This window comes from Microbacterium ginsengisoli (assembly GCF_000956535.1).
In the GTDB taxonomy this organism is placed as follows: domain Bacteria; phylum Actinomycetota; class Actinomycetes; order Actinomycetales; family Microbacteriaceae; genus Microbacterium; species Microbacterium ginsengisoli.
In genome coordinates this window covers 15,526-37,888 of record NZ_JYIY01000065.1, presented here as the reverse complement: position 1 = coordinate 37,888, position 22,363 = coordinate 15,526, and the positions used below count along the sequence as shown (strand labels likewise).

22 protein-coding genes are annotated in these 22,363 nt (G+C 70.1%); 5 read left to right on the top strand and 17 right to left on the bottom strand.

The annotated features are described in order from the left end of the window. Nucleotides 1-36: 36 nt before the first annotated feature. Nucleotides 37-540 carry a glutathione peroxidase gene (locus tag RR49_RS04445; RefSeq protein WP_045246865.1) on the top strand — a complete coding sequence of 168 codons (504 nt, stop codon included), beginning with the start codon at nucleotides 37-39 and terminating at the stop codon, nucleotides 538-540. A gap of 12 nt (nucleotides 541-552) precedes the next feature. On the opposite strand, the gene RR49_RS04440 is transcribed toward RR49_RS04445, so the two are convergent. Further along, nucleotides 553-1,230 carry a DsbA family oxidoreductase gene (locus tag RR49_RS04440; RefSeq protein WP_045246864.1) on the bottom strand — a complete coding sequence of 226 codons (678 nt, stop codon included), beginning with the start codon at nucleotides 1,228-1,230 and terminating at the stop codon, nucleotides 553-555. A 139-nt stretch (nucleotides 1,231-1,369) separates the two neighbouring features. Here RR49_RS04440 and RR49_RS04435 point away from each other — a divergent pair, with 139 nt between their 5' ends. Next, entirely contained in the window at nucleotides 1,370-2,482 is a 1,113-nt protein-coding gene (locus RR49_RS04435; RefSeq protein WP_045246863.1) for a PIG-L family deacetylase, read from the top strand. Between the two features lie 3 nt (nucleotides 2,483-2,485). Here the strand turns inward: RR49_RS04435 and RR49_RS04430 are convergent, their stop codons facing one another. Both RR49_RS04430 and recO read right to left on the bottom strand, forming a co-directional pair. Further along, nucleotides 2,486-3,289 carry an isoprenyl transferase gene (locus RR49_RS04430; RefSeq protein ID WP_045246862.1) on the bottom strand — a complete coding sequence of 268 codons (804 nt, stop codon included), beginning with the start codon at nucleotides 3,287-3,289 and terminating at the stop codon, nucleotides 2,486-2,488. Further along, a complete protein-coding gene (gene recO / locus RR49_RS04425; protein ID WP_045246861.1) occupies nucleotides 3,286-4,014 on the bottom strand; it encodes a DNA repair protein RecO in 729 nt (242 codons plus the stop codon). Before recO ends, RR49_RS04430 begins: the two co-directional genes overlap by 4 nt. A 36-nt stretch (nucleotides 4,015-4,050) precedes the next feature. Between recO and RR49_RS04420 the strand changes: the two genes are divergently transcribed. Next, on the top strand, nucleotides 4,051-4,746 hold the full coding sequence (locus RR49_RS04420; protein WP_045246860.1) for a trimeric intracellular cation channel family protein: 696 nt from the start codon (nucleotides 4,051-4,053) through the stop codon (nucleotides 4,744-4,746). Nucleotides 4,747-4,764: 18 nt separating this feature from the next. Here the strand turns inward: RR49_RS04420 and leuA are convergent, their stop codons facing one another. The 12 genes from leuA to lepA form a co-directional block, all read right to left on the bottom strand. After that, the gene (leuA, locus tag RR49_RS04415; protein ID WP_045246859.1) at nucleotides 4,765-6,525 is read right to left on the bottom strand and encodes a 2-isopropylmalate synthase; all 1,761 of its coding nucleotides are present in this window, start codon (nucleotides 6,523-6,525) and stop codon (nucleotides 4,765-4,767) included. 170 nt (nucleotides 6,526-6,695) lie between these two features. Continuing rightward, entirely contained in the window at nucleotides 6,696-7,598 is a 903-nt protein-coding gene (gene era, locus RR49_RS04410) for a GTPase Era (RefSeq protein ID WP_045246858.1), read from the bottom strand. After that, on the bottom strand, nucleotides 7,595-8,938 hold the full coding sequence (locus RR49_RS04405; RefSeq protein WP_045246857.1) for a hemolysin family protein: 1,344 nt from the start codon (nucleotides 8,936-8,938) through the stop codon (nucleotides 7,595-7,597). Before RR49_RS04405 ends, era begins: the two co-directional genes overlap by 4 nt. Beyond that, nucleotides 8,935-9,411 carry an rRNA maturation RNase YbeY gene (gene ybeY, locus RR49_RS04400; RefSeq protein ID WP_045246856.1) on the bottom strand — a complete coding sequence of 159 codons (477 nt, stop codon included), beginning with the start codon at nucleotides 9,409-9,411 and terminating at the stop codon, nucleotides 8,935-8,937. Before ybeY ends, RR49_RS04405 begins: the two co-directional genes overlap by 4 nt. After that, nucleotides 9,408-10,436 carry a PhoH family protein gene (locus RR49_RS04395; RefSeq protein WP_245610946.1) on the bottom strand — a complete coding sequence of 343 codons (1,029 nt, stop codon included), beginning with the start codon at nucleotides 10,434-10,436 and terminating at the stop codon, nucleotides 9,408-9,410. Before RR49_RS04395 ends, ybeY begins: the two co-directional genes overlap by 4 nt. Before the next feature lie 43 nt (nucleotides 10,437-10,479). Next, the gene (locus RR49_RS04390) at nucleotides 10,480-10,827 is read right to left on the bottom strand and encodes an HIT domain-containing protein (RefSeq protein WP_045246854.1); all 348 of its coding nucleotides are present in this window, start codon (nucleotides 10,825-10,827) and stop codon (nucleotides 10,480-10,482) included. A gap of 25 nt (nucleotides 10,828-10,852) precedes the next feature. Further along, complete coding sequence (locus RR49_RS04385) at nucleotides 10,853-11,584, bottom strand: 16S rRNA (uracil(1498)-N(3))-methyltransferase (protein ID WP_045246853.1); 732 nt, start codon at nucleotides 11,582-11,584, stop codon at nucleotides 10,853-10,855. A 3-nt stretch (nucleotides 11,585-11,587) separates the two neighbouring features. After that, complete coding sequence (dnaJ, locus tag RR49_RS04380) at nucleotides 11,588-12,697, bottom strand: molecular chaperone DnaJ (RefSeq protein ID WP_045246852.1); 1,110 nt, start codon at nucleotides 12,695-12,697, stop codon at nucleotides 11,588-11,590. Nucleotides 12,698-12,737: 40 nt separating this feature from the next. Next, nucleotides 12,738-13,778: a heat-inducible transcriptional repressor HrcA gene (gene hrcA, locus RR49_RS04375; protein WP_045246851.1), complete on the bottom strand. Its 1,041-nt coding sequence runs from the start codon at nucleotides 13,776-13,778 to the stop codon at nucleotides 12,738-12,740. Between the two features lie 86 nt (nucleotides 13,779-13,864). Next, nucleotides 13,865-15,079 (bottom strand): radical SAM family heme chaperone HemW, encoded by a 1,215-nt coding sequence (gene hemW, locus RR49_RS04370; protein ID WP_045246850.1) that lies wholly within the window; start codon nucleotides 15,077-15,079, stop codon nucleotides 13,865-13,867. Further along, nucleotides 15,079-15,729: a DUF1990 domain-containing protein gene (locus RR49_RS04365; protein ID WP_045246890.1), complete on the bottom strand. Its 651-nt coding sequence runs from the start codon at nucleotides 15,727-15,729 to the stop codon at nucleotides 15,079-15,081. The genes hemW and RR49_RS04365 overlap by 1 nt, the downstream gene beginning before the upstream one ends. Nucleotides 15,730-15,742: 13 nt before the next feature. Continuing rightward, the gene (gene lepA, locus RR49_RS04360; protein WP_045246849.1) at nucleotides 15,743-17,593 is read right to left on the bottom strand and encodes a translation elongation factor 4; all 1,851 of its coding nucleotides are present in this window, start codon (nucleotides 17,591-17,593) and stop codon (nucleotides 15,743-15,745) included. A 72-nt stretch (nucleotides 17,594-17,665) separates the two neighbouring features. On the opposite strand from lepA, the gene RR49_RS04355 reads away from it, so the two are divergent. Both RR49_RS04355 and rpsT read left to right on the top strand, forming a co-directional pair. Next, on the top strand, nucleotides 17,666-18,412 hold the full coding sequence (locus tag RR49_RS04355) for an alpha/beta fold hydrolase (protein ID WP_045246848.1): 747 nt from the start codon (nucleotides 17,666-17,668) through the stop codon (nucleotides 18,410-18,412). A 146-nt stretch (nucleotides 18,413-18,558) separates the two neighbouring features. Beyond that, entirely contained in the window at nucleotides 18,559-18,819 is a 261-nt protein-coding gene (rpsT, locus tag RR49_RS04350) for a 30S ribosomal protein S20 (protein WP_045246847.1), read from the top strand. Between the two features lie 185 nt (nucleotides 18,820-19,004). On the opposite strand, the gene holA is transcribed toward rpsT, so the two are convergent. Beyond that, the gene (gene holA / locus RR49_RS04345; RefSeq protein ID WP_045246846.1) at nucleotides 19,005-20,030 is read right to left on the bottom strand and encodes a DNA polymerase III subunit delta; all 1,026 of its coding nucleotides are present in this window, start codon (nucleotides 20,028-20,030) and stop codon (nucleotides 19,005-19,007) included. A 10-nt stretch (nucleotides 20,031-20,040) separates the two neighbouring features. Further along, nucleotides 20,041-22,362, bottom strand: a complete 2,322-nt coding sequence (locus RR49_RS04340) for a ComEC/Rec2 family competence protein (protein WP_048809261.1) — start codon at nucleotides 22,360-22,362, stop codon at nucleotides 20,041-20,043. Nucleotide 22,363 lies beyond the last annotated feature (1 nt).

Below are 22,363 nucleotides of genomic sequence, written 5' to 3'. Positions count from 1 at the left end.
GACCCTCCCGCGGCCCGCCGCGCCTACGCTGGGCACATGGCCGCCACCGACAGCGCAGACCTGCGCAGCATCCCGTTCCTCGACGCCGAGGGGGCCGAGCGCACGCTCGCCGACTACGGCGACAAAGTCCTCCTCGTCGTGAACGTCGCGTCGAAGTGCGGACTCACCCCGCAGTACGAGGCGCTCGAGCAGCTGCAGCGCGAGTACGGCGAGAGGGGCTTCAGCGTCGTCGGATTCCCCTGCAACCAGTTCATGGGTCAGGAGCCGGGCTCGATCGAGGAGATCCTGGAGTACTGCTCCGCGACCTGGGGTGTGAGCTTTCCGATCAACGCGAAGATCAAGGTCAACGGACCCGGTGTCGCGCCGCTCTACAAGGCGCTGAAGAAGGCCAGGAACCCCGAGGGTGAGCGGGGACTCGTGCACTGGAACTTCGAGAAGTTCGTGCTCACGCCCACGGGAGACGTGCACCGTTTCCGTCCGTCGACGAAGCCCGACGACCCGGCGGTCGTGTCGGTCATCGAGGCGGCACTCCCCGCCTGATCTCGGCGACGGTCAGAGAGCGGATGCCGCGCTCCGCCGTTCCGCCCACACCTGGCGCGCGATCTGGGCGAACGCCTCCGGCGGCTGCGCGCCGCTGACGCCGTACTTGCCGTCGATGACGAAGAACGGCACTCCGTTGATGCCGTAGGCCTGGGCCTGCGCCTGGTCGGCGCGCACGTCTGGCAGGTGACGCTCGTTCTCGAGCGCGTCGCGCACGGCGTCGCCGTCGAGCCCGATCTCCGTCGCGAGGTCGACGAGGTCGTCGATGCGTCCGACGTGGCGCCCCTCGGTGAAGTAGGCCGACATGAGGCGCTCCGCCATGTCGTGCTGGCGCCCGGCCTGCTTCGCGAAGTGCAGCAGTTCGTGCGCCTTCACCGTGTTCGTGTGACGCAGCAGGTCGAAGCGGTACTCCAGTCCCGCGTTCGCGGCCACGCCCGTCACGTTCGACAGCATCTGCGAGACCTGGTCCCGCGGCATCCCCTTGTGTCCGGCGAGGAAGTCGATCTCGTCACCCTCGAAGTCCACGGGCGTGTCGGGAGACAGCTCGAAGGAGTGGAAGGTGACGGTCGTCACGGGTGCGTCGTCATCGGATGCCGCGTCCGCCAGTCCCTTCTCGAGGTTGCGCTTGCCGATGTAGCACCAGGGGCAGGCGATGTCGCTCCACACGTCGATCGAGATGGCGTCTGTCATGACGGGTGCAACGCCTGCGGGTTCGCCGACTATTCCCCCGCTGTGAGCAGGATTCACAGCGTCGTGTCGGGCGCGCCGGGAGCGGATATGTCAGCATGATGCGGGCCCGATGGGGATCGGGGTGGGAGAGAGGAACGGCATGGGTGCTCGCGCGCGCCGCCGCATAGGTCGCATCCTGTTCGCATCGACGGTCGTGATCGTCGCCGCAGCAGTTGTCGGCGCGGTCGTGGTAGCGGTGCAGACGCGCGCGCAGTGGTGGCCGACCGCGTTCTCGACTCCGGGCGGGATCGCTCCGTCCGCCTCGGCCACGCCGCTCGGGCCCGCTCTTCCCGCGCCGGCGCCGGTCGTGAATTCGGATCCTGCGCCGGGATCGCTCGTCACCACATGCGAGGGCGAGACGGTGCTGTCGGTCTGGGCCCACTACGACGATGACCTGATCTTCGCGAACCCGACGCTGCAGGGGGCGATCTCGAGCGGATTCTGCGCCCGGACGGCCTATGTGACCGCGGGTGACGGCGGCCTCGGTGCCTCCTACGTCAAGGCTCGTGAGTTCGGCATCCTCAAGGCGTACAACGTCATGCGCGGGAGCTCGGCCGAGTGGACGCAGTCCACCGTGACCCTCGCATCCGGAGTGCAGCTCACCCAGTACGTTCCTGTCGACGCGACGAACGTCTCGGTGCTCTTCTTCCACCTGCCCGACGGGGGGCTGAAGGGCAAGGGCTTCCGGACGACCGGGTCCGTCACGATCCGGATGCTCCTCGACGGCCGCGTCGACAAGCTCACCCCGGTGGGCGGCGGTGATGCGGTGTCGGCGGTGAGTCTGCGGGACTCCCTGGCCGACCTCATCACGATGTTCCATCCCGCCATGGTGGGAACGCTGATCCCGAGCATTGCCGCGCAGGGTTGGCAGGGCGATCATCCCGACCACAGCACGGTGGGCACGTTCACCCGCGAAGCGGCGCAGAAGGCCGGGTACGACCTCGCCGAGATGCGCTACTTCGAGGGATACCCCGTGCATCTCCAGCCGGCCAACATCACCGGCGCAGCCCTGACGACGAAGCTCCTGGCGTACCGGGCGTACGCGGCGAACGACAAGGTCATCGGCTGCGCCACCGACCAGGCGTGCCTCCAACGCCGCGGCTTCGGCGCCTGGGTACAGCGTCAGTACTCGTTCACCGACGAGCAGCTCTTCCCGGGAGGCAAGACCATCCCGCTCTCGGCGAGTGCGAACGCCGTCGCCGTCGAGTACTGACCGTCACGTGGTCGGCGTGTCGATCGCGCCGCCGAACCGACGGTCGCGCGACAGGTAGAGCCCGATCGCCTGCCAGAGGTCTGTGCGCGAGAAGTCGGGCCAGAGGGTGTCGAGGAAGGCGAACTCCGCGTACGCCGACTCCCACAGCAGGAAGTTCGAGGTGCGCTGCTCTCCGCTCGAACGTACGAACAGGTCGACGTCGGGCATGTCGGGCTGGTAGAGCCGCCGGCGTATGAGCTTCTCGCTGACGGCGCTCGGACGCACCCGGCCCGCGGCGACGTCGTCGGCGATGGAACGCATCGCGTCGACCAGCTCTACGCGCCCCCCGTAGTTCACGCACATCGTCAGCGTCAGCACGTCGTTGTCACGGGTGAGCTGCTCCGCGAATTGCAGCTCGGAGATCACCGAGCCCCACAGGCGCGGCTTCCGCCCGGCCCACCGCACCCGCACGCCCCACTCGTTGAGCTGATCCCGTCGACGGTGCAGCACGTCGCGATTGAACCCCATCAGGAACCGCACCTCGTCAGGTGAGCGCGACCAGTTCTCGGTCGAGAACGCATAGACCGAGAGATGTTTCACGCCCGCCTGGATGGCGCCCGCGACGACGTCGAGCAGCGCCGCCTCACCTGCCTTGTGTCCCTCGACCCGCGTGAGGCCGCGTCGGTTCGCCCAGCGACCGTTGCCGTCCATCACGATCGCCACATGGTTCGGCACGGACCCGGCGGGGAACGCCGGCGGGTAGACGCCTGTCCAGTCGATCGGACGGTACGCGACCGCATCCTTGTGGGTGAAGGGCTTCGGAGTCATCGCCCCGACTCTACGTGGGCGAGCGAGCGGATGCCGCGCTCGAGCTGCCACTGGGTGAACGCCGCGACGAGACCGGATGCCGCGGCCCGGTCGGCGTCGGACACCGCGTCGATGATGTCCCACTCGCCGCGCAGCAGGGCACGCAGCTGGGCGAGCACGTCGGCGGAGACCCGCACGGACCCTGCCGGTGCGCAGGACGAGCAGAGCATCCCGCCGCCGTGCGCGAGGAACGACGAGTGCGGGCCGGGACGTCCGCAGCGGGCGCAGTCGTCGAGCCCCGGCGACCAGCCGGACATCGCGAGCGCCCTCAGCAGATACGAATCGAGCACGCTGCGGGGGTGGTGGTCGCCGCGGCTCAGGGCGCGAAGACCGCCGAGCAGGAGGATGTGCTGCTGAGGAGTGGCCTCGGCCTCCCCCAGCCGGTCGGCGGTCTCGACCATCGCGCTCGCGGCGACGTAGCGGTCATAGTCGCCGACGATGTCGGCACCGTAGGTGGCAAGGCTCTCCGCCTGCTGCACGATGTCGAGCGAGCGCCCCTTGTAGATCTGCACGTCGGCGACCATGAAGGGCTCGAGCCGTGCGCCGATGCGCGACGAGGTGCGTCGCACCCCCTTCGCGACCGCGCGGATGCGTCCGTGCTGACGACCGAGGAGGGTGACGATGCGGTCCGCCTCCCCCAGCTTCTGGGTGCGCAGGACCACGACCTCGTCGCGGTAAGTGGGCACGCATCGATTATCGTCGCGCCTTGCGACAATAGACGCGTGACCGAGCCGACGTTCATCATCCCCCTGTGGGCAGATCTGCTCGCGGTGGGCCTGGGCGGCCTCCAGGGCGCGCTGTTCGCCTCCGGATTCCGGGGGCAGCGTCGTCTGGATCTTCTCGGGGTGGCGTTGATCGGTGTGCTCATGGGCATGGGCGGCGGACTGATCCGCGATCTGCTGCTGAACGTTTCGCCCGTGACACTGCAGAGCAACTGGTACCTGCTCACCGCGACGGCGGCGTCGCTCGTCGGCATGCTCCTCGCCGGGCCGCTGCAGCGCATCAGTGCCGTCATCGTCACGCTCGATGCGCTCGTGATCGGCATGTTCGGCGCATTCGGCACGACGAAGGCGCTCGCGCTCGGGCTCCCGGTCGTTCCCGCTGTGTTCGTCGGCGTCTGCTCGGCCGTCGGCGGTGGGGTCCTGCGCGACGTCATGATGGGACTGCCCGTCGCGATCATGCACGTGGGATCGCTCTACGCGGTCGCCGCCGGCGCCGGATGCACCGTGCTCGTGGCGCTCTCCTCGTTCGGCGTGCCGATCGTCATCGCAGCCATCGCCGGATTCCTCGTGACCGCGGTGATCCGCATCCTCGCCGTCATCTTCGACCTGTCGCTGCCCGAGCAGCACATGCTCTACAGGCGAAAGGTCGCCGTCGAGACATCCGCCATTCCGATCGTGAGACCGGAGAGCGACTGACCCGACGGCGACCTGAGTTCAGACCGCGGTGAGGGCGCCCTCGCGCTCGCGAGCGCGGATCGCACGATTCACCGCCGAGACGATCGCCTTGAGCGATGCCGTCGAGATGTCGCCGTCGACGCCGACTCCCCACAGGCGCTCCCCGTCGACCTGCAGCTCCACGTAAGCCGCCGCCTGGGCGTCGCCGCCCGCGCTCATCGCGTGCTCCACGTAGTCGTAGAGCGTGACGTCGAAGCCGCGCTCGTGCAGCACCGACAGGAAGGCTGCGACCGGTCCGTTGCCGATACCGTCGGCCGCGGTGCTCGCCTCGCCGTCGCGCAGCGTGACATCGAGCCGCAGCTGACCGCCGACATCACTCTGAGTGCGGGTCGACAGCAGTTCGAAGCGGCCCCAGCGCTCGTCCGCGGCATCCGCCGGCAGGTACTCGTCGCGGAAGATCTCCCAGATCTGGGAGCTCGTGAGCTCGCCACCCTCGGCATCGGTTTTCGCCTGCACGACGCCGGAGAACTCGATCTGGAGCTTCCGGGGCAGGTCGAGCGCGTGGTCGCTCTTGAGCAGGTAGGCGACGCCGCCCTTGCCCGACTGCGAGTTCACGCGGATCACCGCCTCGTAAGAGCGGCCCAGGTCCTTCGGGTCGACGGGCAGATACGGCACGGCCCATTCCAGGTCGTCGACCGACACGCCCTCGCGCTCGGCGCGGGCGGCCATCGCCTCGAAGCCCTTCTTGATGGCGTCCTGGTGGGAGCCGCTGAACGCGGTGAAGACGAGGTCGCCGGCCCAGGGGCTGCGCTCGGGCACCGGCAGCTGGTTGCAGTACTCGACCGTGCGCTTGACCTGGTCGATGTCGCTGACGTCGATCTGCGGGTCGATGCCCTGGGTGAACAGGTTGATCGCGAGGGCGACCAGGTCGACGTTGCCCGTGCGCTCGCCGTTGCCGAACAGGCAGCCCTCGATGCGGTCGGCACCGGCCATGTAGCCGAGCTCGGCGGCGGCGATCGCCGTACCGCGGTCATTGTGAGGGTGCAGGGACAGGATCACGTTCTCGCGGTACGCCAGGTGGCGGTTCATCCACTCGATGGAGTCGGCGTACACGTTGGGCGTCGCCATCTCCACGGTCGCGGGCAGGTTGATGATGACCTTGCGCTCGGGCGTCGGCTCGAAGACCTCGAGCACGGCGTTGCAGATCTCGGCCGCGAACTCCAGCTCGGTGCCGGTGTAGCTCTCTGGCGAGTACTCGTAGTAGACGGCCGTCTCGGGGATGCGCTTCTCGAACTCGCGGCACAGGCGCGCGCCCTCGAGGGCGATGTCGATGACGCCCTGCGTGTCGGTGCGGAACACGACGTCGCGCTGCAGGATGCTCGTCGAGTTGTACAGGTGCACGATCGCCTGCTTCGCCCCGGCGATCGCCTCGTAGGTGCGCTCGATGAGGTGCTCGCGCGCCTGGGTCAGCACCTGGATGGTGACGTCGTCGGGGACCAGGTTCTCGTCGATGAGCTGACGCACGAAGTCGAAGTCGGTCTGGCTGGCGCTCGGGAACCCGACCTCGATCTCCTTGTAGCCCATGCGCACCAGCAGGTCGAACATGACGCGCTTGCGCTCGGGGCTCATCGGGTCGATGAGGGCCTGGTTGCCGTCGCGCAGGTCGACGGCGCACCAGCGCGGCGCCTGGGTGATGCGGGCGTCGGGCCAGGTGCGGTCCGGCACGTCGACGCGGATCTGCTCGTGATACGGGCGGTACTTGTGGATCGGCAGCGCCGATGCCTTCTGGGTGTTCTCCATGATCGTCTTTCCTCGTGTGGGATGTGGCGGGCCGACGACAAGCTCCGCGACGAGGTGGCCCTAGGTCTAGGCCCCGCCGCGGCAGCTAAGGAGGAGGAGATCACCCGCACGCATGCGACCAGGCTACACCCGGGTGAGCCCCGGTCGATGACGGATGCCGCGACCCCGCGTCAGAACCCGAGCCGGCCGAGCTGCTTGGGGTCGCGCTGCCACTCCTGGGCGACGCGCACGTGCAGCGACAGATAGACCCGCGAGCCGAGGAGGCCCTCGAGCTGCGTGCGGGCGCGGGCGCCGACATCCTTCAGGTGCGCGCCCTTGCGGCCGATGATGATCGCCTTCTGACTGTCGCGTTCGACGACGATGTCGGCGAACACGTCGATCAGATCAGAGTCCTCGCGCGGGCCCATCTCCTGCACGACCACCGCGATCGAGTGCGGAAGCTCTTCGCGCACGTCGCGCAGTGCCGCCTCGCGGATGATCTCCGCCACCCGGTCGCTCTCGGATTCATCGGTGACGACGCCGTGTTCGTACAGCGCCGGACCTTCGGGCATGAGACCGAGGAGCTCGTCCGCCAGCACATCGAGCTGGGCGCCCGTGAGCGCCGAGACGGGGATGACCGCGGCCCAGTCCTCGCGCAGCGCATCGACTTCAGCGAGACGCTCCAGCACCTCATCGCGCGACGCCGCGTCGGTCTTGGTGATGAGCGCGACCTTGCGCGATCGCGGATAGCCGTCCAGCGATGCGGCGATGCGGCGGTCACCGGGACCGACGCGCTCCCCGGCCGGCGCGCAGAAGGCGATGACATCGACGTCGCCGAGCACGTCCTCGACGAGGTCGTTGAGACGTTGCCCGAGCAGAGTGCGCGGGCGGTGCACGCCCGGGGTGTCGACGACGACGAGCTGGCCGTCGGGACGGTCGACGATGCCGCGGATCGCTCGCCGCGTGGTCTGCGGCTTGTCGCTCGTGATCGCGATCTTCTCGCCCACGAGCGCGTTCGTCAGCGTGGACTTGCCGACGTTGGGCCGCCCGACGAAGGTGACGAAACCGCTGCGGTAGGGGCTGTCTTCGGTCATGCGCGGGCCGCCTTCGCTGTGCGCTTCTTCTTCGATCCGGCGGGGTGCTCGTCGGTCGCGTGTTCCTCGGGAGCGGATGCCGCGGCGTCGGCTGCACGCGTCACGAACACCGTCGCGAGTCCGCGGCCGCGGCCGCGAGAGGTGCCGCCGGTGAGCAGGAGCCCCAGCGCCTCGGCCGTCGCGCCCGGCTGCGGAACTTGACCGAGCGCTTTGCCGAGCAGTCCTCCGATGGAGTCGACATCCTCATCGTCGAGGTCGAGCCCGAACAGCTCGCCGACCTCGTCGAGGCCGAGGCGCGCGCTCACCCGGAACGTTCCGGGGCGCACCTCGACCACCTCGTCGGCGCGGGGGTCGTACTCGTCGGCGATCTCCCCCACGAGCTCCTCGATGATGTCCTCGAGGGTCACGAGGCCGGCGATGCCGCCGTACTCGTCGACGACCATGCACACGTGCACCGCGTCGCGCTTCATCTGCTGCAGCAGTGTCTCGGCGCGCATCGACTCGGGCACGAACACGGGCGGACGGGCGATGCCCGCCACCGGCACCGCACTCGCGACCGTACCGTCGCGGAAGGCGATCTGCACCAGGTCCTTGAGGTACAGCACGCCTCGTACGTCGTCGCCGTCCTCGCCGATCACCGGGATGCGGGACACCCCGCGATCGAGGAACAACGCGATCGCGGCGCGGGTGGAGGCATCCGCCCCGATCGTGACCATGTCGGTGCGCGGCACCATCACCTCGCGCACGTAGGTCTCGGTGAACTCGAACACGGAGTGGATCAGCTCGCGGTCGTCCTCCTCGATGAGGTCCTGCAGCGCGGCCTCGTCGACCATGCTCAGCAGCTGTTCCTCGGAGGTGAAGCTCGATGCCCGCGCCCCACCCGGGGTGACCCGGTTGCTGAGGATCACGAGCAGGTGCGCGATCGGGCCGAGCAGAAGACGGATGCCGCGCACGAGCCCGGCGCTGCCACGCAGGAGCCCCGCCGCGTTGCGACGCCCGACCGACCGGGGCGAGGTGCCCACGAGCACGAACGACGCGATGGTCATCAGCACGACCGCCGCGAGCAGCGCCCACCAGATGTCGTCGAACCAGAGCATGAAGGCCGCGGCGGTGAGCACCGCGGCGCCGGTTTCAGCGAGGACGCGGATGAAGACCACCGAGTTCGCATGCGCGGCGGGGTCGGCCGCGATGCGATGGAGCGCCCGCGACGACCGCGCGCCGTCGGCGAGCTCGTCCAGATCCTGTGTCGAGGTCACCGAGAGTGCGGCGTCGATCGCCGCCATGAGGCCGCCGAAGGCGACCAGCAGCACCGCGGCGACCAGCAGGAGCGCGACGGTCATGACGCCGGTCGTCGACGCTCGGAGTGCGCGAAGGCGATGATGAGGTCGCGCTGCAGGCCGAACATCTCCTTCGACTCGTCGGGCTCGGCGTGGTCGTACCCGAGGAGGTGCAGCAGGCCGTGGGTGGTGAGCATCACGAGCTCGTCCTGCGTGGAATGCACGGGCGACGCCTCACGCGCCTGGGTCTCGGCGACCTGCGGGCACAGCACGATGTCGCCGAGCAGGCCCGGCGGGGTGGGCTGCTCCTCGGTGCCGGGGCGCAGCTCGTCCATCGGAAAGCTGAGTACGTCGGTCGGGCCGGGCTCGTCCATCCACTGCACGTGCAGCGACTCCATCGCGCCCTCGTCGACCAGCAGGATCGCCACGTCGGCGTCGGGGCTGATGTGCAGCTCCGCGAAGTTGTGCTCCATGAGACGCAGCAGCACGGTCTCGTCGACAGCCACCCCCGACTCGTTGGTGATCTCGATGGTCATGTGCGTCCCCGCTTCGGAAGGTGGTCCCGCGGGGAGCCCCCGCGGGCGGCGGTGCGTCGCTCGACGCGCCCCGCGAACTCGGATGCCTCGTCCCGCTCGCGGCGGGAGGCGAGTCGACGTTCGTCGTACTCGGTGTAGGCGTCGACGATGCGTCCGACGAGCGTGTGGCGCACGACGTCGTCGCTGGTCAGGTAGGAGAAGTGGATGTCGTCGATGTTCGACAGCACGCGGGTGACGAGCCGCAGGCCCGACGCGCCTTGCGGCAGGTCGATCTGCGTGATGTCGCCCGTGACGACCATGCGCGTGCCGAACCCGAGACGCGTGAGGAACATCTTCATCTGCTCGGGAGTCGTGTTCTGTGCCTCGTCGAGCACCACGAACGAGTCGTTCAGCGTGCGCCCGCGCATGTAGGCGAGCGGCGCGACCTCGATCGTGCCCGACGCCATGAGCTTCGGCACGATCTCGGGGTCCATCATCTCGTTGAGCGCGTCGTAGAGCGGCCGAAGATACGGGTCGATCTTGTCGGTGAGGGTTCCGGGGAGGAAACCGAGCCGCTCCCCCGCCTCGACGGCGGGCCGCGTCAGGATGATGCGGGAGACCTCCTTGCGCTGCAGGGCCTGCACCGCCTTCGCCATCGCGAGGTACGTCTTGCCCGTGCCGGCCGGACCGATGCCGAAGACGATCGTGTTCTCCTCGATCGCGTCGACGTACGCCTTCTGCCCTGCGGTCTTCGGGCGGATCACCTTGCCGCGTGAGGACAGGATCGCCTCCCCCATGACCTCGGACGGACGGGGTGACCCGTCGGTGCGCAGCATGCGGGCAGACGACGCGACACCCGCGGCATCCAGGTCGACGCCGTTGCGGGTCATCTGCAGCAGCTCCTCGACGAGCTCGGCGGCGCGGGCCACGGGATCCTCGTCACCGGTGAGGGTGATCTCGTTGCCGCGCACGAGCACCTGCACGTCGGGGTGCGCGCGCTCCACGACGCGCAGCAGGCGGTCCTGCGGGCCGAGCAGACGCACCATGGCGACGCCGTCCGCGAGGAGGCGGCGGGTGACGGGTTCGGAGTCAGGCACCGAGCCCCTGCTCCGAAAGGCCGCCCGCGAGCACATGGGCGTGCACGTGGAACACCGTCTGGCCGGCACCGGCGCCCGAGTTGAACACGAGCCGGAAGTCGCCGTCGGCGTGCTGGGCCGCGAGCTCGGAGGCGAGGGCGACGATCTCCGCCAGCAGGGCCGGGTCGGTGGCCGCGAGCTCGGTGACATCGCGGTATTCGGCGGACTTCGGGATCACCAGGAGGTGCACCGGAGCCTGCGGCGCGATGTCGCGGATCGCGAAGAGGGTGTCGGTCTCGGCCACGATCTCGGCGGGGATCTCACGCGCGAGGATGCGGCTGAACACGGAGGCTTCGCTCATAGGAACGAGTCTACCGGCGCCCGTCTCACCAGCGCCCGAGCAGCACCGACACGGCGGCGAGCGCCGCGGGGCCGGCGGTCGAGGTGCGCAGCACCGTGTCGCCGAGTCGGACGAGCTCCGCTCCCGCGTCCGCGAGCGCGGTCAGCTCGTCGGGGGCGATTCCCCCCTCGGGGCCGACGATGAAGGTCACATCGGCGAGGTCGCTGCTCACGGCGTCGGCGAGGCGCACGCTCGCGGTCGGCTCGAGCACGAGAAGACGGGATGCCGCACCCCGGCCGGCGAGCTCACGGGTGGTCACGAGCGGGCTCACCTCGGGGAGCCACGCACGATGGGCCTGCTTGCCCGCCTCCCGGGCGATCGCCTCCCAGCGGTCCCGTCCCTTGACGGCCTTGCCCGCGTCCCAGCGGGAGACGCTGCGGGCTGCCTGCCACGGCACGATCTCGTCGACCCCGAGCTCAGTGGCGGCCTGCACGGCCAGCTCGTCGCGATCGCCCTTGGCGAGGCCCTGCACGAGGCGCAGACGGGTGGCGGGCGGGGCATCCACCCGTCGGTCGTCGATGCGCACGACGACGAGCTTCGGTGAGACCGACTCGCAGGTGCCGGTGAGCCACACGCCGCGGCCGTCGCCGACCGTGACCTTCTCCCCCGGGCGCACACGCCGCACCGCGGCGGCGTGATGTGCCTCGGCCCCGGTGAGTGAGACGGTGTCACCGGCCCTCGCGGCGGCGGCGCCATCGTCCACGAAGTGGAGCGCCACGGATCAGCCGTTCCGGAACCGGTCACGCAGCCGCGCGAAGAGGCCCTGGTGGAACTGCGCAAGCTGCGGCTCCGGCGCCTTCGACTTGCGGGCGAACTCCTCGATGAGGGCGCGTTCCTTCGCGTCGAGGCGAGAGGGCGTGAGCACATGCACGCCGATGCGCAGGTCGCCGCGGCCGCTGCCGCGCAGCGGTGAGACGCCGCGGCCCTTGATCGTGAGCACGTCGCCCGATTGCACCCCTGCGCGCAGCTCGAGCTCGACGGGCCCGTCGAGGGCGTCGATCAGGGTTGTCGTTCCCAGCACCGCGTCGGGCATCGAGATCTCGAGCGTCGCGAGCAGGTCGTCGCCGTCACGGCTGAAGATGTCGTGCGGGGCGACCGTCACCTCGAGGTAGAGGTCGCCGTTCGGGCCCCCCGCGGGTCCCACTTCACCGGAGCCCGGCAGCTGCAGGCGCAGGCCCGTCTCGACGCCGGCCGGGATGTCGACGGAGACCGTGCGACGCGAGCGCACGCGTCCCTGGCCCTGGCAGGTGGCGCACGGGTACGGGATGGTCGTGCCGTAGCCCTGGCAGCTCGCGCAGGGCTGCTGCGTGACGACATTGCCGATGAGGCTGCGCACCGTGCGCTGGATGTGTCCGGTGCCGTGGCAGATGTCGCAGGTGACGGGAGCCGTCCCCGGCTGGCAGCACGAGCCCTGGCAGGTTTCGCAGAGCACAGCGGTGTCGACCTCGAGGTCGCGATGCGCGCCGAACACGACGTCGGCGAGATCGAGCGTCACGCGCACGAGCGCGTCCTGGCCGCGCTCCCGGCGAGAACGAGCGCGCGCCCGGCTCCCACCGCCCCCGCCGAAGAAGGTGTCGAAGATGTCGCTGAAGCCGCCGAACCCGGCGCCGCCGAACGGCGATCCCGTCTCGCCGCCCATGTCGTAGGCGCGTCGCTGATCGGCGTCACTGAGCACGTCGTACGCGTGGGTGACGAGCTTGAACTGCTCCGCCGCCTCGGGGCTCGGGTTGACGTCGGGGTGCAGCTGGCGGGCCAGCCGTCGATACGCCTTCTTGATGTCCTCGGGGCTCGCGTCGCGTTCGACACCCAGCACCTCGTAGTGGTCGGCCACAGTCACCTCTCCGCCCGCGAAGCGGGCAGGGTCGTATTCGTCATCGCGCGCGCTCGTCGTCGGCCATGAGGCGGCTCAGATAGTGAGCCACGGCGCGCACGGCGCTGAGATTGGTCGCGTAGTCCATGCGCGTGGGCCCGAGCAGACCCAGGCGTGCCTCGCCGATCGTGCCGGCATAGCCGCTGGTCACGACGGATGCCTCGCTCAGCCCGAACGCCTCGTTCTCGCGGCCGATGGAGACCGCCAGGCCCTCGGCGTCGGCCGCCATCTCGGTCATGAGCTTGAGCAGGGTCACCTGCTCCTCGATCGCCTCCAGCAGCGGGTAGATGCTTCCCTGGAAGTCGGACTCGCGTCGCGCCAGGTTCGCGGCACCCGCCATCACGAGGCGATCCTGACGGAACTCCTCGAGCTCTTCGGCGACAGCAGCGAGCAGCGCGCGCGAGGCAGCATCCTCTCGCGGTGAACGGGTGGGCGTCTCGGCGAGGGTGTGGGCGATCTTGCCGAGGCCCTCCTGCACCGAGCCGCCCGTGACCAGCACCGAGACCTGGGCGCGGAGGGTCGCGACATCCGCGTCGTCGAGGTCGGTCCCGAGGCTCGCGATCCGCTGGGACACACGACCGGTGTCGGTGACGAGGATGACGACGACGCGCGGGCCGCCGAGGTGCACGAGCTCGATGTGCGTCACGTTCGCGCGCTCGAACGACGGGTACTGCACGAGAGCGACCTGGCCGGTGACTTGCGTGAGCACGCGCACAGTGCGCGCGAGCAGGTCGTCGAGGTCGGCAGGGGCCTCGAGGAATGTGGCGATCGCGTTGCGCTGAGCAGTGCTGAGCGGTCGCAGCTCGGCGAGGTGGTCGACGAAGACGCGGTACCCCTTGTCGGTCGGCACGCGTCCCGACGAGGTGTGCGGCGCGCTGATGAGCTCTTCGTCCTCGAGCAGCGCCATGTCGTTGCGGATGGTGGCGGCCGACACCCCGAAGGCATGGCGCTCGACGATCGACTTGCTGCCGACCGGTTCGCGGGTCGCCACGTAGTCCTGCACGATCGCCCGCAGGACGTCGAGGCCGCGTTCGCTGACCATTCCGCCTCCCCTCGCTGGCACTCACATCACGTGAGTGCCAATATTAGCGCGGACCGGGGCGCCTCTCGCGGCGCGACGCACATGGCTCAGGCAGTGAGCCGTCGCACGACCGCGTCGGCCAGGAGTCGACCGCGCAGCGTCAGGACGAGGCGCCCGGCGATGGCGGATGCCCCGTCGACCAGTCCGTCCGCGATGAGTCCCGCCACCTCCGTGCGACCGGCGGCCGGCAGGCTCGCCACGGCCAGCCCGTCGGCGATGCGCACCTCGAGCATCGTGCGCTCGAGGGCGCGGGACGCGGCATCGGGCGTCTCCCGTCCCGCCGCGGGCGAGGAACCCAGCGACAGGCGCTGCGCGTACGCCGCCGGGTGCTTCACGTTCCACCAGCGCACGCCGCCGACGTGCGAGTGGGCGCCCGGCCCGAACCCCCACCAGTCGGCGCCGCGCCAGTAGGCGAGATTGTGTCGCGAGCGGGTCGCCTCATCGCGCGACCAGTTCGACACCTCGTACCAGCCGTACCCCGCCGCCGCGAGGCGCGCGTCGGTGAGCTCGTACATGTCGGCCTGCACGTCGTCGTCGACCGTGTCGATCTCCCCGCGTGCGATGCGGCGGGCCAGCGCCGTGCCCTCCTCCACGATCAGCGCGTACGCCGACACGTGGTCGGTCTCGAGAGCGGTGACGGCGTCGAGGGTGCGCTCCCAGTCCGCGAGCGTCTCCCCCGGCGTGCCGTAGATGACGTCGACGCTCACCTGCAGCCCGGCCGCGCGCGCCGCAGTGACCGCCCGCGGGACCGCGGCCGGCTCGTGGGTGCGGTCGAGGGTCGCCAGCACCGACGGAACAGCGGACTGCATGCCGATCGACAGACGTGTGACGCCCGCCTCAGCGAGCCTCGCCGTCAGCGCCGGTGTGACCGTGTCGGGGTTCGCCTCGACCGTCACCTCCGCATCGGCGGCGATGCCGAACGCGTCGCGCACGTCACCCAGCATGCGCGCGAGCGCATCGCCCGGCAGCAGCGTCGGCGTGCCGCCGCCGAAGAACACGGATGTCGCCGCCCGCCGCCGACCCGCGGCATCCATCACCTGTGCGGCCAAGGCGATCTCGCGCGCCACGTCGTGGGGATAGTCCGCCTGGCTGGCGCCGCGCAGCTCCGTCGCCGTGTAGGTGTTGAAGTCGCAGTACCCGCAGCGCACGCGGCAGAACGGCACGTGCACGTACACGCCGAAGTCGGGGTGCGCGGGCGGGAGCAGGTCGGGCAGGCCGCCGTCGGCCGGAGCCGGATCGCCGAGGGGAAGCGCTGAGGGCATCAGGCCGGGGTGGTGAACATGGGCGACACCGCGCGCAGGTAGCGGGTGAACAGCGCACGACGACGACGGCGCACGAGGGTGCGCAGCGCCCGGTACAACAACGCGGTCGGGCTGTCGAAGGCCCGCACCGAGAACCACACCTCATCGTTCGGGAGCCACTCGATGAGGAACGACTCCTCCCCGCTGACCACCGACTCGCCGAGGGTGCCGAGCACGAATCCGACGCGGCGCGGCTCCTCCGTGACGAAGATGACCCGGAGGTGCCCGTCGGCGTTCATGCCGTCGACACGGCCGTGCAGTCGCACGCTCGCTCCCGCGGCCACCCACGGTGTGCCGTCGGCGTCGAAGCGCTGATCGGCCTCGAGACGGCTGGGCGCGATGGGCTGACGGTTCTCGTCGAAGCTCACCCCGGCGTAGGTGGGGCCGGCGGCGGGGGTGACGTCCTTCACGGTGAGGCCCGCATCACGCAGCGCCTGCCAGCTCAGCAGCGCGTCGCCCGCCGCGCGGAATCGCTCTTCGCCGCTGCCGATGCGCCAGGACGACTCTGCCGGGAGGCTCCGCTCCGGCGGGTACTGCATGAGGTCGACCGCCTGTGTGGCTCCGACCGCCGCGTAGTCGACGACGCCGTCCCGGGTCGTTCCCTTGCGCATGTGGTGCACCCGCCTACTTCTTCTCGTTGCCGTCCACGTCTCCCGACAGGGCGGCGATGAACGCCTCCTGCGGCACCTCGACGCGACCCACCATCTTCATGCGCTTCTTGCCCTCTTTCTGCTTCTCGAGGAGCTTGCGCTTTCGGGTGATGTCACCGCCGTAGCACTTCGCGAGGACATCCTTGCGCATCGCCCTGATGTTCTCCCGGGCGATGATGCGGGCGCCGATCGCGGCCTGGATCGGCACCTCGAACTGCTGGCGCGGGATGAGCTTGCGCAGCCGCTCGGTCATCATCGTGCCGTACGAGTACGCCTTCTCACGGTGCACGATCGAGCTGAACGCGTCGACCTTGTCGCCCTGCAGCAGGATGTCGACCTTGACGAGGTCGGCGGTCTGGGATCCCGCGGGTTCGTAGTCGAGGCTCGCGTACCCCTGGGTCTTCGACTTCAGCTGGTCGAAGAAGTCGAAGACGATCTCGCCGAGCGGCATGTTGTAGCGCAGCTCGACGCGGTCCTCGCTGAGGTACTCCATGCCGAGCAGGGTGCCGCGGCGCGTCTGGCAGAGCTCCATCACGGTGCCCACGTAGTCCTTCGGCAGCAGAATGCCGACCTTCACGACCGGCTCGGAGACCGACGCGACACGACCGTCCGGGTACTCGCTCGGGTTCGTGACCACGACGGTCTCGCCGGTGTCGGTCGTGACCTCGTAAGTGACCGACGGTGCGGTCGTGATGAGGTCGAGGCCGAACTCGCGGGCCAGGCGCTCGGTGATGATCTCGAGGTGCAGCAGACCGAGGAACCCGCAGCGGAACCCGAACCCGAGGGCGACCGAGGTCTCGGGCTCGTACTGCAGCGAGGCGTCGGAGAGCTTGAGCTTGTCGAGGGCCTCGCGCAGATCGGCGTAATCGCTGCCGTCGATCGGGTAGATGCCGCTGAAGACCATCGGCTTCGGGTCCGTGTATCCGGCGAGTGCCTCGGTCGCGGGCTTGCGGAGGTTCGTGATGGTGTCGCCGACCTTCGACTGGCGCACATCCTTCACGCCCGTGATCAGGTAGCCGACCTCGCCCACGCCGAGCCCCTTGGTGGGCGTCGGCTCGGGGTTCGAGACACCGATCTCCAGCAGCTCGTGCGTCGCCTTGGTCGACATCATCTGGATGCGCTCCCGCGGCTCCAGCTTCCCGTCGACCATGCGCACATAGGTGACGACGCCACGGTAGGCGTCGTACACGGAGTCGAAGATCATCGCGCGGGCCGGGGCATCCGCGTTCCCCTTCGGCGACGGGATGCGCTCGACGATGCGGTCGAGCAGCTCCTCGACGCCGAGGCCGGTCTTCCCGCTCACCCGCAGCACATCGTCGGGCGACCCGCCGATGAGGTTCGCGAGCTCGCCGGCGAACTTCTCGGGGTCGGCGGCGGGCAGGTCGATCTTGTTCAGCACCGGGATGATCTCGAGATCGTTCTCGAGCGCCAGGTAGAGATTCGCGAGCGTCTGCGCCTCGATGCCCTGTGCGGCGTCGACCAGCAGGATCGCGCCTTCGCAGGCGGCGAGCGACCGGGACACCTCGTAGGTGAAGTCGACGTGCCCGGGTGTGTCGATCATGTTCAGCGCGAACGTGCCGTCCGCGGTCTGCCAGGGCATGCGAACCGCCTGGCTCTTGATCGTGATGCCGCGCTCGCGCTCGATGTCCATGCGGTCGAGGTATTGCGCACGCATGTCACGGTCGGAGACGACACCCGTGATCTGCAGCATGCGGTCGGCCAACGTCGACTTGCCGTGGTCGATGTGGGCGATGATGCAGAAGTTGCGGATGCTCGCCGGCGGGGTGGCGCTGGGCAGCAGCGGAGAGAGGGCACGCGGAGACATGTCCCGACGATTCTAGGGTGCCGCCTCGGATGCACCGCCCTCACGCCCAGCCGCCGGTTCTAGATTGGGCACATGGCGACGACCGTGGTGCTGGTGCACGGCATCCGCACGTCCGCGACCATGTGGCGCGCGCAGGTGATCCATCTCGAGCAGCGCGGGGTGGAGGCTGTCGCCCTCGACCTGCCCGGACACGGCACGCGGCGCGGCGAGCCGTTCACGCTCGATGAGGCCTTCCGCACGATCAACGACGCGGTGCGGGCGGCCGCGGAGACGGGCCCCGTGCTCCTGGTCGGGCACTCCCTCGGGGGACTCCTCACGACCCAGTACGCCGGCGCCGTGGTCGCTCCCCCGATCGCCGCGTACATCGGTGCCTCGTGCACGGCGCTGCCGCGCGGCATCCCTCTCGTCGCCTACCGCGCCGCGGTCGGCACCTTCAACAGCCTTCCTGGTCACGGCGAATGGCTGGGAGAGCGTGTGCTCGATCGCACCCTCCCGTCGGAGACGCGGTGGGACTTCGGGGCGGGCGGGTACGCGTTCGAGTCGCAGGACACGGCGCTGCGCGCCCTCGGCGCCCTCGACCTCATGGCGGCGGTCTCGCGCATCCGGGTGCCGACGTGGTTCGTGAACGGTCAGTGGGACCAGCTGCGCGTGAGCGAGAAGCTCTTCCAGACGCTCCTGCCCAACGCCGAGCTGATCGTCGTTCCCCACACCACGCACCTGGTGACGGCGATGGCACCGCGCGTGTTCAATGCGGTGCTCGATCTCGCGCTGGCCACGATCGAGAGCACCGACGTCGACGAGACGGATGCCGTGGCCTGACGTTTCGTGCGGAGCCCGCTCGTTTGGTAGACTCGGCTTTTGGCTTGCGTGTGGGGAATCCCAGACCCCCGCGATTCGCCGCACAGCGCCCCTCTCTCGCTGCGCGGCACCACCACGACAACACCGAAACGAAAGTCTGACCACACGTGGCAAACATCAAGTCGCAGATCAAGCGCAACAAGACCAACGAGAAGGCGCACGAGCGCAACAAGGCCGTCAAGAGCGAGCTGAAGACCGCGGTGCGTCGCACCCGTGAGGCCATCGTCGCCGGCGACAAGGCCGCCGCCGAGAAGGCTCTGGGCACCGCGACCAAGAAGCTCGACAAGGCCGTGAGCAAGGGCGTCATCCACCAGAACCAGGCCGCGAACCGCAAGTCGGCGATCGCGAAGCAGGTTTCCGCTCTCTGAGCGACCATCGTGAAGGCCCGCACCGCTTCGGCGGGGCGGGCCTTCACGTTTTGTGCGCGGGGTCGCGCGCTGTGCGCGGGATCGCGTGGTGTGCGCGGGGTCGCGTGGTGTGCGCGGGGTCGCGTGCACACCGTGGGGCCGGCATGCGCGCGTGGAGCGCGAGCGTGACGCCGAAGCCGCGGTGCTCAGTCGGGGTACGGACGCCGCGTCGCCACGATCGTGAGAAGACGCTCGACAGCGAACGTCGCGTCGCGGCTGGCGCCCTTGACCTCGGCGTCTGCGCGGGCGGCGGCCTGAATCGCTCCCCCGAGCGCCTCTGACGACCAGCCGTTGAGATCGCGACGCGCGCGGTCGACCTGCCAGTCCTTCATGCCGAGTCGCGCGGCCAGGGCGGGCGCGGATTCCCGCGAGCCCACCACGCGTGCCATGGTGCGCAGCTTCGAGGCGAGCGCGGCGACGAGGGGCACGGGGTCGGCGCCCGAGGCGAGCGCCTGACGCAGCGCGAGCAGCGCCTCACCGTGCCGCCCGGCGATCGCTGTGTCGGCGACCGTGAACGCGGATGTCTCGACTCGCCCGCCGTAGTAGCGCTCGACCATGCGGTCGTCGATCGTGCCGTCGACGTCAGCGAGAAGCTGCTGGCAGGCGGCGCCGAGCTCGGTGAGGTCGTCGGCGAACGCGGCGACGAGAGCGCGCAGCGCCGTGGGCTCGATGCGGCGGTTCGCGGCACGGAACTCGCCCGCCGCGAAGTCGACGCGGTCTGCGTCGCGGGTGATGGCGGGACAGGCGATCTCGACGCCTCCGCCCTCGCCCGCCCTGATGGCGTCGAGCAGCTTCTTGCCGCGCACGCTCGCGCCGGTGTGACGCAGCACGACTGTCGCGCCCTCCTGGGGGCCGGCGAGGTACGCGAGCGCGTCGGCGAGGAACGCATCGCTGCATTTCTCGACCGAGGTGACGCGGATGAGGCGCGGTTCGCCGAACAGCGAGGGCGCCGCGTAGGCGGGCAGTGACCCCGCCGTGTAGTCCGCCGCGTCGATGTCGCTGACTTCGAGCGCCTCGTCTTCGGCTCGCAGATAGCTGCGGATGCCGCTGGTCGCCCGTTGTGCGCAGACCTCTTCGGGGCCTGAGACGAGCACGATCGGCGCGGGTTGCGGGGTGCGCCAGGAGAGCTGCGGGATGGCGCTCGCGCGAGCGGGTCTACGGGGAGCGGCCATGCCGAGAAGCCTATCGAGGGCTACCGACGTCACGGGCTCCGGCGTGCCAGACGACGAGGCGCCCGTCGACCTCGCTGACGGCAGCCATGCCGTCGGTGTCGGTGCGGACGACCGTCGTTGCGGCGGCGGCGAGCAGCGCGAGTGCGGTGTCGCGCGGGTGGCCGTAGCTGTTCCCGGCACCGACCGAGACGAGCCCGATGACGGCACCGATGCGACGGTAGAGACCGGGGTCCTGGTCGCCGGAACCGTGGTGCGACACCTTCACCACCTGCAGCCCCGACGACATTCCACCGGAACGCAGGAGCGCCCGCTGCGCCGTCGCGCCGAGGTCACCGAGGAAGATCGCGGGCGGGACCGCACCCCCGCCGATCTCGACGACCACGCTGCCGTCGTTGCCTTCGGCGAACTCCCCCGCCGTCGCCGTGGGCCACAGCACGCGCCAGCGCGCATCGCCGAGCATTCCGCTCATCCCCGCGTGGGCGACGACGGTGCGGACGGCGCCGAGCGCGCGGACGATGTCCGTCTCGCGACGTTCGGTCGTCGGACCGTGCATCACGGTGTCGACACGTCCGTTCACTGCGTGCGCGGCACCCACGTGATCGCGGTCGAAGTGGGTGAGCACGAGCAGGTCGATGCGGTCGATCCCGGCGCGGTCGAGGCATCCGCTCAACAGCTCGGGATCGTCTCCGGTGTCGATCAGCGCCACCTCGCTCGCGGAGCGCACCAACACCGCGTCGCCCTGGCCGATGTCGCACATGGCGATGCTCCAGTCCGGTGGCATCGTGCCTCGTGAGACCACGGGGAGAAGCACCGTCGCGGCGATCGTGGTGCCCGCCGTCACCGAGACGACGAGAACGGATGCCGCGCGCGTGACGGTGCGCAGTCGCCGGCGTGGGAGCGGCGCGAGCAGTCCGAGCGTGGCGGCGCCCACGAGGGCGAGCGCGACGATGCCGAGGGGGCCGCCCGGCCACGGCGCGGTCGCAAACGGCAATGCGGCGAAGAGGCGGGCGGTCTCGGCGATCCACGCGGCCGGCAGCCACGCCACGGCGACCAGTCCCTGCTGCAGCACCGGGAGGGGCGCGGCGAGCGTGGCGACGAGCCCGACGATCGTCGCGACGGGCGCCGCCGGGGCAGCGATGAGGTTGGCGACGACGCCGTAGATCGGCACCGTCGGGGTGAGCACGACGATGAGCGGCGCACAGACGAGCTGGGCGGACAGCGGCACCGCGATGCCGAGTGCCAGCGCACGGGGCATCACGCGGCCGAGCCCGGCGGCGAGGGGCCGCGCCAGCACGAGCAGCGCCGCCGTCGCCGCGGCAGACAGAGCGAAGCCGATCGAAGTGGCGAGCCACGGGTCGAGCACGAGCAGCACGGTGAGCGCGAGCGACCAGACGCCGATGCCGGTGGCGGTGCGCCCTGTCAGCACGGCGATCATGGCGATCGCCGCCATCGCCCCGGCGCGCACGACGCTGGGTTCGGGCGTCGTGAGCGTGATGAACCCGACGAGCAGAGTGAGGCCGACAGCGACGCGCATGCGTCTGCGCGCGCCGAGCGCGGCGGCCGCGGCGAAGCCGAGCGCGACGACGATCGCGCAGTTCGCCCCGCTCACGGCGGTGAGGTGAGTCAAGGAGGCGGTCTTCATCTGCGCATCGAGCGTGTCGTCGACGAGTGCGGTGTCGCCGATCGCGAGCCCGGGGATGAGGCCCGCAGCCGGGCCGGGCAGGCCGACGGTGGCGTGGGCGAGCGCGCGGCGCAACGTGGCCACCCCCGCGAGCACGCCGGCGGCCGGCTGCTCGATGTCGGGCGGCGCGTCCGCCGTGAGCACGGCGACGGCGCGATCGCCGGCGTCGGTCGCGAACGCCGATGCCTCGACGCGCACGACCGCGCCCACTTCGGTGCCTGCGCTGACACCGCCTCGCGCGAGCACGACGACGGGAACGGCACTTCCGGGGCGCACGCCGGATTGGGAGTCGACGGACACCACCTGCGCGTCGAACGCAGACCCCTGCGCGCGCGGTTCGACCTTGCCGACGACACGCACCGACACCGACTCGGCGCGGGAATCGATCAGGGCGTCACGTACCTGCTCGCGCGCGGGTATCGAGAACACGACAGCGGATGCCGCGGCCCCCGCACCGCACGCCGCGAGCACCGCGACCACCAGCGCCGCGCGCGCACGACCGCTGGCTCGGCGCGCACAGCACAGCGTGACGATGGCTCCGAGAGCAACCGCTGCACCAATCGCCGCAACGATCGACGCGCCTCCGAACAGCGCGATGCCCGCGGCCGCCCAGGTGAGACCGGCGACCGGAACGAGGCGATAGGCACCCACC